The organism is Longimicrobium sp. (assembly GCA_036389795.1).
Lineage (GTDB): Bacteria > Gemmatimonadota > Gemmatimonadetes > Longimicrobiales > Longimicrobiaceae > Longimicrobium.
The window spans coordinates 1-12,049 of record DASVWD010000220.1; the positions used below are offsets into that span (position 1 = coordinate 1).

Here is a 12,049-nt window from a genome sequence, read left to right on the forward strand (position 1 = left end):
AGGCCGCTTCTTTTTGGCATCAGCATGTCCGTCGTCGTCACGTACCTCGTACCTTCCGCACTTCGCACTTCGCACTTCGCACCGCGGTTCAGCGGGCCGGAATCCGGTCGACGACGCCGAACTGCACCTCCACCACCGGCACGTCGAAGATCCCGCCGCTCACCAGCAGCACCGCGCCGCTCTCCACCTCCCGCAGCACCAGCTCGAACGTCCCCGCCACCCGCGACCCGCTCGCCTCGGTCACGCGCACCGTCCCCGCCTCCACCACGAACTGCGCCTCCGGGTCGCCCGCGAGCGGCGGCACCCCGAAGCGGAGCTGCGCGAACATCGGGCAGAGCGGGGTGACGTCGGCCTCCTCGCAGGTCAGGGTGCCCACCTGCAGCGGCACGAAGAGCACCGAGAAGTCGTCGGAGCGGGCGTCGTCCCGGCGCTGGTTCGCGGTCAGCACGGCCTGGTCGTCGTCCGGCACCGGCCTCCCGCGCAGCCGCACCGCCGCCGCCCAGGCGCCCGACGGGGAGCCCCGGACCGTCGCGGACGGGAAGCGCCCCACCGCCTCGAACGTTCCCGAGCGCGCCCCCGAGTAGGTGAAGCGCACCGTCCCCACCGGGTTCTGCGCCGGCCCCGTGGCGTCGCCGCACGCGCCCAGCAGGGCGGCGAAGGCGAGAACGGCCCCCATGGAACGGATCGATCGCATCGCGGCCACCTCCTGATCGCTCGAAAGCAGGTCTCCGGCTGCCGGTGCCACCCCGGCCGGCCTCGCGGCGGTCCTCCACGCTGGGGCGGAGATGGGGACGAATCAGTCCGCCGCCTCCTCCCGCGCCAGGGGGAGGTAGAGCGTGAAGACGGCGCCGCCGCCCTCGGCGTTGCGCGCGGTCAGGTCGCCGCCCATGGCGCGCGCCAGCCGGCGCGAGATCGCCAGCCCCAGTCCGCTCCCCGGCTCGCGCTTGGCCTTGTTCCCCGCCGCGATCTGCAGGAACTCCTCGAACACCGCCTCCTCGCTCCCGGGCGGGAGCCCCGGCCCCGTGTCGGCCACCTCGATCCAGCTGCGGGCGCCGTCCACCCCCGCCGCCACCGCCACCCGCCCGCGCTCGGTGAACTTCACCGCGTTGGAGAGGAGGTTCACCAGCACCTGCCGCACCCGCGAGGGGTCCACCTCCAGCACCGTCGCCCGCTCGGCGTCCAGGTCCAGGCGCAGCTCGAGCCCCTTGGCGCGCGCCTGCGGCTCCACCGCCGGGAGCGCCTCGTCCACCAGTTCCCCCAGCGCCACCCGCTCGCGGTGGAACTCCATCCGCCCCGCGTCCAGCTTGGCGATGTCGAGGATGTCGTTGACCAGCTCCGCGAGGTGGCTGGAGACCTGGCTGATGCGCTCCACCATCTCCTGCTGGCGCGTGTCCAGGTCGCCGATGATCCCGTCCTGCAGGAGCTCGCTGTACCCCACGATGGCCGTGATCGGCGTGCGCAGGTCGTGGCTCATGGCCGAGAAGAAGCGCTCGCGGCGCACCGCCGCCTGCCGCAGCGCGTCGTGGCGAGCCACGCTCCTGAACGCGGCCGCCGCCTGCTCGCCCACCGCCCGGGCCAGGCGCACCACCGGCTCCGGCAGCGACCGGCGGCCGTGCCATCCCACCAGCAGCGCCCCCCACGGGCCGCCGCCCTCCTGCGGCAGGGGCAGCACCAGCGCCGCCCCGGTCCCGAACGCCGCCGGGAGCACCTGCTCCTCGCGCAGCAGCCCGCCCTCCGCCGCGCCCGCCGCCAGCGGCTCGCCCGAGCGGCGCACCCGCTCCAGCAGCTCCATCAGCCGGGCGCGCGCCTCGCGCGGCGGCGACTGCTCCGCGCACCAGTCGCGCACCTCCTCCAGCAGCGGCACGCTCACCGCCGCGAAGTCGGCCCCCAGCAGCTCCGGCAGCAGCGCGCAGACGATCCGGAACACCTCATCGGCGTCGGTGGTGTCGAGCGCCGCCACCGCCATCCGCCGGAGCGCCTCCAGCTCGCGCGCGCCGAAGCCCGGCTCCGCGGCCTCTTCGGCCTGGGCGCCGGCGGCGTGCGTGAAGGTGGGGGCGTCGTTCTCCATCGCCAGGACGAAGGTGAGCGGCGGCCGCGCGGCAGCCCTGCGCCAGGGGTCCCGCCGTACCCGGCCGCCGCGGCGGCGGTTCCCGTGGGCGGGGGCGGGTGCCGCGCGCGGGGCGGGAGCGTATCTTCCCCGCCCCCGGCCGCGCCGCGGCCCCCGATCCGCCCCAGCGAACCGCCAGCAATGAGCCTTCCACCGCTGCGCCTGAGAAAGGACGAGGACCGCAGGCTGCGTGCCGGGCACCTGTGGGTGTTCAGCAACGAGGTCGACGTCGAGCGGACCCCGCTCACCGCCTTCGCCCCCGGCGATCCCGTCGAGGTGCAGGACGCCCGCGGCGCCCCGCTCGGCATGGGCTACGTGAACCCCCGCTCGCTGATCGCCGCGCGCTTGGTGAGCCGCGACCGCGACGCCCGCCTGGACCGCGCCCTGCTCAGGCGCCGCCTGGCCCGGGCGCTGGCGCTGCGCGACCGGCTCTTCCCCCGCCCCTTCTACCGCCTGGCCTTCGGCGAGAGCGACGGGGTCCCGGGGCTGGTGGTGGACCGCTTCGGCGACGTGCTGGTGGCGCAGGTCACCACCGCCGGCGTCGAGCGGGCGAAGGACGAGGTGGTCGCGGCGCTCCGCGACCTCCTCGCCCCGGCCGGCGTCCTCTTCCGCAACGACGCGCCGGGACGGGCGCTGGAGGGGCTGGAGGAGTACGTCGAGACCGCCTGGGGCGAAGTCCCCGAGCTGGTGCCGCTGGAGGAGAACGGCGTGCGCTTCGAGGCCCCCATGGCCGGGCAGAAGACCGGGTGGTTCTACGACCACCGGATAAACCGCGCCCGCATGGCCGCCTACGTGCGGGACGCGCGCGTGCTCGACGTCTTCAGCTACGTGGGCGGGTGGGGGGTGCAGGCCGCGGCCGCCGGCGCGGCGGAAGTGGTGTGCGTCGACGCCTCGGCCCCCGCGCTGGAGCAGGCCCGCAGGAACGCCGCGCTGAACGGCGTGGAAGACCGCGTGTCGGAGCGCCGCGGCGACGCCTTCGACGTGCTGCGCGCACTCGCCGCCGAGGGCGAGAAGTTCGACGTGGTGGTGCTGGACCCGCCCGCCTTCGTCAAGCGCAAGAAGGACCTCAAGGCGGGCGAGGAGGCGTACCGGCGGGTGAACGCCCTGGCGATGGAGGTGCTGCGGCAGGACGGGATCCTGGTGTCGGCCTCGTGCAGCTACCACCTGCCGCGCGAGTCGCTGCAGGACGCCATGCTGCGCGCCGCCCGCCGCCAGGGCCGCTCGCTGCAGATCCTGGAGCAGGGCCACCAGGGCCCCGACCACCCCGTCCACCCCGCCATCCCCGAGACGGCGTACCTGAAGGCGTTCGTGGGGAGGGTGGGGTGAACTGCGAGTGCCCAGTGCCCAGTGCGGAAAGTGCGAAGTCCCGGGTATCGAGCCAATGCCTCGACACCCGGGACTTCCCGCCTTCGATCTCCGGATTCAGCGCTTCGAACTCCTGGGCACTGGGCCCTGGGCACTGGGCACCGCCGTCAATTCACCTGCACCGTCGTCTCGACCAGGACCACGGGACTGGCGCCGGTGGCGTCGACCACGCGGACGGTGTAGGTGCCCAGCTTCATCGACGAGAAGACGCCCAGGTAGGCGTGATGGCGCGTGCGCGCGTCGGTGCAGGGGTTCTGGGCCACGCGGTCGATGATCATCTCCAGCGTGTTGCCGTTCTTGTTGCCGTCCAGGCGCACCACGTCGTTCCAGCACGGCGTGGTGGTGCCCCCGTTGATGGCCAGCACGCCCGAGGCGATGTTCTCCACCAGCAGCGTGGGAGGCGTGGCCGGCGCTTCGTTCAGGTTCAGCACCTGCCCCTGGAAGCGGAAGCTGCTGTCGCTGATGCCGGTGCACGCCGCGAGCGAGAGGGCGAGCACGGCGGCGAGGTACTTCTTCATCGGGCTCTCCGGCCGGAGGGTTCGAAGCGCTGCGGTGCAAATACGCGGCCGGAGCGCGGGGTGTCAAGCGTGGGGGTCGACCGTCTAGAACGCGCGGACGTGGACTTTTGACACAGCCGGGCCGCGCCCCCGCGGGGAGCGCGGCCCGTCGGCTTCCATGGTCCACCCGCGTCAGCGGGAGATGCCGACCGAGACGCCCAGGTGGAAGGTGAGCAGGTCGGTCTGGCTGCGCACCGGGCGCAGCGTGATGCTGCCGTCCGGGTTGTCGATGATGTCGCCCTCGCGCAGGTACTCGGCCTCGCCGTTGCGCCGGTACGTCACCCCGGCGTCGATGGAGATCGGCGAGCGGCCGCGGCGCACGGGCACGTACAGCCCCGCCCCGCCGCCGTACGCGAACGAGCCGTCGTCGAAGTTGGTGGTGTTCGCGAAGTCCTCGCTGTCGTTGATGCCGCTCAGCGACGACGAGGTGAAGATGTAGGAGAAGCCCACGAAGCCGTTCACGTACGGGCGCAGCACCCCGGTCGGGGCCCCGATCTGCGGCCCGATCCCCACGAAGGCGATGTTGTTGTCGGTGGTGAGGTCCACCAGGATGCGGCCGCCCACCGTGGGGCTCAGGAGCACCTGCTGGCGCTCGTGGCCGTAGTTGAGGATGCTGGCGTCCACCCGCACCGCCACCAGCCCCTCGCGGTCGAGCCGGTGGATGTAGTGGATGCCGCCGCCCCACCCCTGGTCCACGAAGTCGGCGAACTCGCCCTGCGGCCGCGCGAAGAAGAGGCTGCCGCCGAAGTAGCCGCCGGTGGGGTGGCTCACCGGCTCGTAGATGTCGTCCTGCGCGCGCGCCGGGGCGGCGGCCAGGAGCAGCGCGGCGCCGAGAAGGATGCTGCGGGAGCGCATACCGGCCTCTCAAAGGTGGGGGTGTGTCGCCTGTCGCCCTCCCGGAACGGGAGCGGCCCTGCCGAAGCGGCGCGGGGCGGTGTGGCAACGCGGGTGCCCCGCGGGTGGACGGCGTGTATCAATTTATCACGATTCGACTTGCACCCGAAGCGGCCCAGGCGCGCGTCGGCGCGGATGACCTCCGGAGGGGACGGTGCGCGTCTGTTTCGCCCGGGAACCGCGTGGCGCGCGGAGCGGGTTCGGGTAGATTGGACGGAGGCGGCCCGCAGGACCGGCCGCCCGGCACACGAACGAAAGCGAACGGGAAGACATGGCGGTCGAGATCACCGGCATCTACACGGGCGGCCTGAAGATGGAGCTCACGCATGGGCCCTCGGGCACCACGCTGAGCACGGCCGCCCCGCGCGACAACCAGGGCGACGGCAGCTCGTTCTCGCCCACCGACCTCCTGGCGGCGTCGCTGGGCTCGTGCATGGTCACCACCATGGCGATCGTCGCCCGGCGCGAGGGGATCCCCTTCGAGGGCGCCAGCTTCGCGCTCCAGAAGCACATGCGCGCCGACCCGCGCCGCGTGGAGGCCGTCCCGGTGACGCTCAGGCTCCCCGCCTCGCTCACCCCCGAGCAGCGCGCGAAGCTGGAGCACGCGGCGCTCAACTGCCCCGTGCACCGCAGCCTGCTCCCGGAGATCCGCAAGGACGTGGAGTTCGTGTACGAATAGGGGACAGGGGACAGCAGGCACGGCTGTTCGTGTCGAATGGATGTGGAGGCTGACGTGAGCGATTTGCCTGTGGCGTGCACGCTTCCCGAGGGCGAGCTGGCCGCGCGCGCCGATTTCTTCGGCGAGATCGCCGGGCGCGCGCTGGAGCGGCGGGAGCTGGAGGACGGATACGCGCTCCGCTTCGCGCCCGAGCCGGGGCTGGTGCCGGAGCTGGCCGGCCTGATCGAGCAGGAGCGGGTCTGCTGCGCCTTCCTGCGCTTCCGCCTGGCCGTGGAGCCGGGCGGAGGCCCGGTGTGGCTGGAGCTCACCGGGCCCGCGGGCGCCCGCGAGTTCCTCGCCGGCGTGCTCCTCCCGGCCTGACGGGAACGGGGAGACGAAGAGCGGGGACGGCCTGCGCCGGAAGCTCGCAGGCTGTCCCCTGTTCCCTATTCCCGGTTCCCCATCAGGGCGGCGATGCGCTTCTGCGCCACGGGGAGCGCGTACGACGCGATCTCGTCGGGGGCCGCCCAGGCCCAGTCGTCGTAGCGCAGGGCGCGCGGGACGCCGCCCACCAGCGCGCAGCGCACCGCGCGGTAGGTGGCGCGCACGTGGGTGAAGGCGTGCTCGACGACGCCCACCGACTCGCCCGCGCGGACCTCCAGCGCCAGCCCCTCGCGCGCGGCCCGCTCGGCGGCGGCGCCCACCTCCTCGCCGCGGCGGCGCACCACGCAGGGGAAGGCCCACATCCCGCCCAGGCGCGCGTCGAGCGGGCGGCGCGCCAGCAGGGTGCGCCCCTCGTGCTCCACTACCGCCACAGCCGTGTCCTCATGCGGCAGCGGCCGCGCCTTGCGGCGCGCCGGGCGCTCCTCCTGCGTCCCCGCCGCGTACGCGCCGCAGAAGTGGCTGGCGGGGCAGACCTCGCAGCGCGGCCCGCGCGGCGTGCAGACGGTGGCGCCCAGTTCCATCAGCGCCTGGTTCAGCTCGCCGGGGTCGGAGCCGGGGACCAGCGCCTCGGCCAGCTTCCACAGGTCGCGCTCGCTGGGGTCCGGCTGGTCCAGCCAGCGCGCGAACACCCGCCGCACGTTGCCGTCCACCACCGGCTCCGCCTTCCCGAAGGCGATGGACATCACCGCCCCCGCCGTGTAGCGCCCCACCCCCGGCAGCGCCCGGAACGCCTCCGGGCTGTCCGGCACGGCTCCCTGGTACCGCATCGCCACCTCCCGCACCGCACGGTGGAAGTTGCGGGCACGCGAGTAGTAGCCCAGCCCTTCCCAGGCCTTGAGCACGTCGTCCAGCGGCGCCGCGGCCAGCGCCTGGAGCGTGGGGAAGCGCTCCAGCCAGCGCCGGTAGTACGGCCGCACCGTCTCGACGCGCGTCTGCTGGAGCATCACCTCCGACAGCCAGACGCGGTACGGGTCGGGCGCCTCGCCGGGGGCGGCCCGCCACGGCAGGTCGCGTCGGTGCGCGGCGTACCAGGCCAGCACGCTCGCGCGCGCCCCGGCCAGGCGCGCCGGGTGGGGGAAGGGCTCGGGCACGGCGTGTCCCGTGTCTCGCGGCGCTCCCCCGCCGTCTCCGGCGGGCGGGGCGCCGCTTACGGGAAATATACGGTTTCGCTCTGGAGTGGACAAGGTGGACCTACGCGGGCGCCGGGATCACCCGCCGAACTGGCGCAGGTGGTGGTCCAGGTGGCGGTACGTGAGGTCGCCCCAGGCCTTCCCCGACAGGGCGCCGAAGAGCGGGTGGGCGGGCCAGGCGCCGCCGGGGTCGCGCGCCGCCATCCGCTCGGCCAGCTCGCGGAAGGCGGCCAGGTCTGCGCGCCACTCCGCCGGCCCCGTGGTCAGCAGCTCGGGCGCGGTGGGCGCGCCCTTCGGCCAGGGGAGCACGTAGATCAGCAGCCAGCGCATCACCGGGTGGGTGAACAGCTTCTTTCCCTTCGAGCGCACCGGCAGGTCGCCCAGCGCGGAGCGCAGCGCGTCGCTCACGTGGCAGAGCATCTGCGGCGCGCTCATCTTCCCCCACGCGGGCGCACGGTCGGGCGGGATGCGCTCCATCCGCGCGAGCAGAGAGGCGCGGGCCTCGGGGTCGAAGATCGTCTTCTTCATCCCTCCTCCTCAGTTCGATCCCGGCTCGTCAGGGTTCGACCGCAATCAGGGTCTCCAGCCGCACGTCTCACACGGAGTCAACGGAGTTAACGGAGAACAGCATTTCCTCTGTTGACTCCGTTGACTCCGTGTGAGGCTTTGTCGGTGTCCTCGCTACCGCGTCTCGGCCAGCTCGGGAATGCGCCAGGCGATCCAGGCCAGGACCAGCACCAGCGCGGCCGCGCCCACCCGGAGCGCGGCGGGCGCACCCAGCCAGCGGGCCAGCGCCCCGGCCTGGAGCGCGCCCAGGGGCGCCATCCCGATGAACATGAACACGTACACCGACATCACCCGCCCGCGCAGCCGGTCGGGCACCAGCGACTGGAGGAGCGCGTTGAGCGTGGCGTTGTTCAGGATCATGGTGAAGCCGGTCATGGCCAGCAGGGCCATCGAGAGCGGGAACGAGCGCGAGAGCGTGAAGGCCGTCAGGCAGAGCGCGAATGCCAGGCACGCCCCCAGCACCAGCCGCCCGCGCCGGAAGCGCCCGCCCCACGCCGCCAGCGCGATCCCCGCCGCCAGCGCCCCCGTCCCCGTCGCCGAGAGGAGCCAGCCGAGCCCGGTGGCGCCCACCCGGAGCACGTCGCGCGCGAAGACGGGAAGGAGCATCGTGAACGGGAAGGCGGTGATCGACATCGCCGCGATCAGCCACACCAGCGTGCGCACCACCCGCGTGCCGCGGATGTAGGCGAGCCCCTCGCGGATGTTCTCCAGCGTCGAGGCGGTGCGCTCGGGGGCGCGGAAGGGCGGCAGCCGCATCATCAGCAGCCCCGCGATCACCGCCAGGAACGAGACGGCGTTGGCGTAGAAGCACGCCGCCACCCCCGCCGCCCCGATCAGCCACCCCGCGATGGCCGGCCCCACGATGCGACTGGCGTTGAACGCCGAGGAGTTGAGCGCGATGGCGTTGGGGAGGTCGCGCGGGCCCACCAGATCCACGAAGAACGACTGCCGGGTGGGGACCTCGAAGGCGTTGGCCGTCCCCATCAGGAACACGAGACCCAGCAGGAGCGGGTAGCCGATGCGCCCCGTGCCGGTGAGCACGGCCAGCGCCAGCGCGATCCCCGCCATCGCCGCGTCGGCCCACAGGATGATCCGCCGCTTGTCGGTGCGGTCGGCCACCGCGCCGGCGTACAGGGTGAAGAGCAGCGTGGGGAGCGAGGAGACGGCGGTCACCACCCCCAGCAGGAGCTCGGAGTCGGTGAGGTCCAGCACCAGCCACCCCTGCGCGGTGGTCTGCATCCACCCGCCGGCCAGCGACAGGAGCTGGCCCAGGTAGAAGACGCGGAAGTCGCGGTGGCGCAGCGCCGCGAAGGCGTCGGCGCGCGGCGGCGGCGTCCGGGCGGCGTCCGGGGGCGGTGCGGGCGGCGCGCGCTCCGGCGCCGGCGGCTCCGGCCGGCCGGGCGCGGGGGCGGGGCCTTCCAGGTTCAGCGTTCCCTCACTTCTCCCCTGGCGCGTGGCGGCTGTATCTTACGTTTCGGGACCTCCCGCCGCCACCCGCGGCCGGGCCGGGTCCGGCCGCCCCCGCAGGAAGGAGCCCGGCATGCGCTACACGCAGTACGGCAAGTACACCGGCAACCTGGCCGACGCGCTGAACCTGCAGGCGCTCCTGGACCAGCTTTCCGACTTCCTCCTGCAGAGCGGGTTCGCGGGCGGGCAGTACTGGCACCCGTACTGGGGCGACTTCGGCGGCGAGGACGACCGTTCGCTCGACGCGCTGAAGGACGCGCTCCTCCGGGCGCTCCTGGAGAGCGGGATGCTCACCCCCGAGATGGTGGCCGAGCTGCGCGGCGACGGCGAGCCGAACGAGGAGGTGCGCGAGCAGATCGCCGAGCTGCTGGACCGGCTGATCCAGCGCCTGGTGGAGGAAGGCTACCTGAACCTCGCCGCGCCCCCGCAGATGCCGTCCGGCTACACCGAGGCCACGGGGCCGGCGAAGCTCGACGAGGCGCGCGAGGCCTCGCGCCAGGTGGAGTTCTCGCTCACGGGGAAGGGGATCGACTTCCTGGGCTACCGGACGCTGCGCCACCTGCTCTCGGCGATGGGAAAGTCGAGCTTCGGCTCGCACGAGACGCCGCACCTGGCCACCGGCGTCGAGGCCGAGGCCGCCAGCCGCCCGTACGAGTTCGGCGACACGCTGAACCTGGACATCCCCGCCACCCTCAAGAGCGCCCTGGCCCGCGAGGGCCTGAGCGGCGACGGCACCATCGCGCTCGACTACGGCGACCTGCACGTGCACCAGGCCGAGTACCGCTCGAGCTGCGCCACGGTGCTCCTGCTGGACACCAGCCACTCGATGATCCTCTACGGCGAGGACCGCTTCACCCCGGCCAAGAAGGTGGCGCTGGCGCTCACGCACCTGATCCGCACCCAGTTCCCCGGCGACACCCTCAAGGTGGTCACCTTCGGCGACGAGGCCGAGGAGATCCCGCTCTCGCGGCTGGCGCACGCACAGGTGGGCCCCTTCCACACGAACACGGCGGCTGGCCTTAAGTTGGCACGGCGGCTGCTGTTGGCGCAGAACAAGGACATGCGGCAGGTGGTGATGATCACCGACGGGAAGCCTTCGGCCGTCACCATGCCCGACGGGCGGGTCTACAAGAACTCGATGGGGCTGGACTCGCTGGTGCTGCGGGAGACCTTTCGCGAGGTGGGGGCGTGCCGCAAGAGCGGGATCCTGATCAACACCTTCATGCTGGCCCGCGACCCGGCGCTGGTGGCGTTCGTGAACCAGGTGTCGGCGATCGCCCGCGGCAAGGCGTACTTCACCAGCACCATGACGCTGGGCCAGTACATCATGCGCGACTTCCTGCGCCGCAGGACGCGCCGGGCGGGGTGACGGCGGGGGACGGGGAGCAGGGGACGGGGGACGGCCTTCCCGGCGCGCACGTGCGCATTCGACTCTTCCCGCGCCGCCCGCCGTGGAGCGCCGTGCTCGCGCTGGCGGCGCTCTTCGCGTCGTTCGGCGGGTGCGAGAACACGGCCGGCCCCGAGGGGCCCCCGCCCGACGTGACCGCGGCGGTGGAGCGGCTGGGCAACCCCTTCACGGTGGCCTCGCCGTACGCCCGCAACGTGTGGGACATGCAGCTCTTCCGCGGGCGCATCTACCTGGGCCACGGTGACAGCATCGACAACTGGGGGCCGATCCCGATCTGGTCGCTCGACCCCGCCGGCGGCCGGCTCGCGGCGGAGTTCACCGCCGACGAGGAGCAGGTCGACGTCTTCCGCGTGCTGGGCGGATCCCTCTACGTTCCCGGCCACGACCCGCGCGACGACTGGACGTTCGGCAACCTCTACCGCCTGGACGGCGCCGGGTGGGTGAAGCTGCGCACCATCCCCCACGGCCTGCACGCCTTCGACGTGGCCCTGCACGACGGCAAGCTGGTGGCCGCGCTCGGCACCGCGGGCACGCCCGACGAGCCGACGCTGCTGGCCTCGGAGGACGGCGGCCTGACCTGGACGCCGGCGGCCGGCGTGTCGGAGCGGATCTACGGGCTGTTCGAGCTCATGGGGATGCTCTACGCCGAGCCGCTGCTGCGGGCCGAGCCGGACGACCCGTCGCAGGGCTTCCTGCTCAAGCTGGAGGGGGGGAGCTTCACCTTCACCCGGGCCGAGGGGAGCCGGCTGCTGCCGGGGCTGCCGCGCGGGGCCTACGGCCGCATGGTGCGCCCCACCGCCTTCGCCGGCGCGCTCGTCTACGTGGTGGCGGCCAACACCTTCGACTGGATACCGGCGGCGCTCGCCGTCACCACCAGCCTCACCGACGCGCGGCGGGTGGCGCTCCCCGACCCGGCGGCGGTGCCGTTCGACCTGCTGGTGCGCGGGGGCACGCTCCACGTGCTGGCGGCGGCGCGCGCGGCGGAGGGCGGGTACACGGTCTCCGTCTACTCCACCGGCGACCTGGAGAGCTGGCGCGAGCTGTTCCACTTCCACGCCGCCGCCTTCGCGCGCTCGTTCGAGGAGCAGGGCGGCGACTTCTACTTCGGCCTGGGCAGCACGTACAACGCCCCCTCCCCCGCCACCGGCGACCTGCTGCGGGTGCGCCGCGCGAGCTACGCCTCGCGCTGATCCGCAAAACATCAAAAACACCAAGCCTCACGCAGAGTCAGCAGAGGTAGCAGAGAACTCACCCACGTGGGTTTGCAATGCTACCTCTGCTTCCTCTGCGTGAGAAAGTCTTTTTTGTTGGATGATACCACTTTGCAGAGCATCGTTCGGGTACAGCTTTCTGATAGAGCATCACACAGAGGACACAGAGGACACAGAGAAACTTCAATCGCGTCTTCAGTTCCTCCGTGTTCTCTGTGTCCTCTGTGTGATTCCAATCTGT

12 protein-coding genes are annotated in these 12,049 nt (G+C 72.8%); 5 read left to right on the top strand and 7 right to left on the bottom strand.

Annotated elements, in window-relative coordinates; genetic code table 11:
- Positions 1-88 precede the first annotated feature (88 nt).
- Together VF746_25755 and VF746_25760 are read right to left on the bottom strand one after the other, a co-directional pair.
- Positions 89-694: a hypothetical protein gene (locus VF746_25755; protein HEX8695847.1), complete on the bottom strand. Its 606-nt coding sequence runs from the start codon at positions 692-694 to the stop codon at positions 89-91.
- Between the two features lie 102 nt (positions 695-796).
- Positions 797-2,068 (bottom strand): GAF domain-containing sensor histidine kinase, encoded by a 1,272-nt coding sequence (locus VF746_25760; GenBank protein HEX8695848.1) that lies wholly within the window; start codon positions 2,066-2,068, stop codon positions 797-799.
- Positions 2,069-2,248: 180 nt separating this feature from the next.
- On the opposite strand from VF746_25760, the gene VF746_25765 reads away from it, so the two are divergent.
- Positions 2,249-3,433: a class I SAM-dependent rRNA methyltransferase gene (locus VF746_25765; GenBank protein ID HEX8695849.1), complete on the top strand. Its 1,185-nt coding sequence runs from the start codon at positions 2,249-2,251 to the stop codon at positions 3,431-3,433.
- 146 nt (positions 3,434-3,579) lie between these two features.
- Here the strand turns inward: VF746_25765 and VF746_25770 are convergent, their stop codons facing one another.
- Entirely contained in the window at positions 3,580-3,990 is a 411-nt protein-coding gene (locus VF746_25770; GenBank protein HEX8695850.1) for a hypothetical protein, read from the bottom strand.
- A gap of 171 nt (positions 3,991-4,161) precedes the next feature.
- Positions 4,162-4,884, bottom strand: coding sequence for a hypothetical protein (locus VF746_25775; protein HEX8695851.1), 723 nt, complete (start codon positions 4,882-4,884; stop codon positions 4,162-4,164).
- 310 nt (positions 4,885-5,194) lie between these two features.
- Between VF746_25775 and VF746_25780 the strand changes: the two genes are divergently transcribed.
- Together VF746_25780 and VF746_25785 are read left to right on the top strand one after the other, a co-directional pair.
- A complete protein-coding gene (locus VF746_25780; GenBank protein HEX8695852.1) occupies positions 5,195-5,602 on the top strand; it encodes an OsmC family protein in 408 nt (135 codons plus the stop codon).
- Between the two features lie 54 nt (positions 5,603-5,656).
- A complete protein-coding gene (locus tag VF746_25785; GenBank protein HEX8695853.1) occupies positions 5,657-5,962 on the top strand; it encodes a hypothetical protein in 306 nt (101 codons plus the stop codon).
- Between the two features lie 65 nt (positions 5,963-6,027).
- Here the strand turns inward: VF746_25785 and mutY are convergent, their stop codons facing one another.
- The 3 genes from mutY to VF746_25800 form a co-directional block, all read right to left on the bottom strand.
- On the bottom strand, positions 6,028-7,116 hold the full coding sequence (gene mutY / locus VF746_25790) for an A/G-specific adenine glycosylase (protein ID HEX8695854.1): 1,089 nt from the start codon (positions 7,114-7,116) through the stop codon (positions 6,028-6,030).
- Between the two features lie 117 nt (positions 7,117-7,233).
- Positions 7,234-7,683, bottom strand: coding sequence for a DUF1569 domain-containing protein (locus VF746_25795; protein HEX8695855.1), 450 nt, complete (start codon positions 7,681-7,683; stop codon positions 7,234-7,236).
- 153 nt (positions 7,684-7,836) lie between these two features.
- A complete protein-coding gene (locus tag VF746_25800) occupies positions 7,837-9,150 on the bottom strand; it encodes an MFS transporter (GenBank protein HEX8695856.1) in 1,314 nt (437 codons plus the stop codon).
- Positions 9,151-9,262: 112 nt separating this feature from the next.
- Between VF746_25800 and VF746_25805 the strand changes: the two genes are divergently transcribed.
- Both VF746_25805 and VF746_25810 read left to right on the top strand, forming a co-directional pair.
- On the top strand, positions 9,263-10,558 hold the full coding sequence (locus VF746_25805; protein HEX8695857.1) for a VWA domain-containing protein: 1,296 nt from the start codon (positions 9,263-9,265) through the stop codon (positions 10,556-10,558).
- Positions 10,555-11,787, top strand: a complete 1,233-nt coding sequence (locus VF746_25810; protein HEX8695858.1) for a hypothetical protein — start codon at positions 10,555-10,557, stop codon at positions 11,785-11,787. Before VF746_25805 ends, VF746_25810 begins: the two co-directional genes overlap by 4 nt.
- Positions 11,788-12,049: the final 262 nt, after the last annotated feature.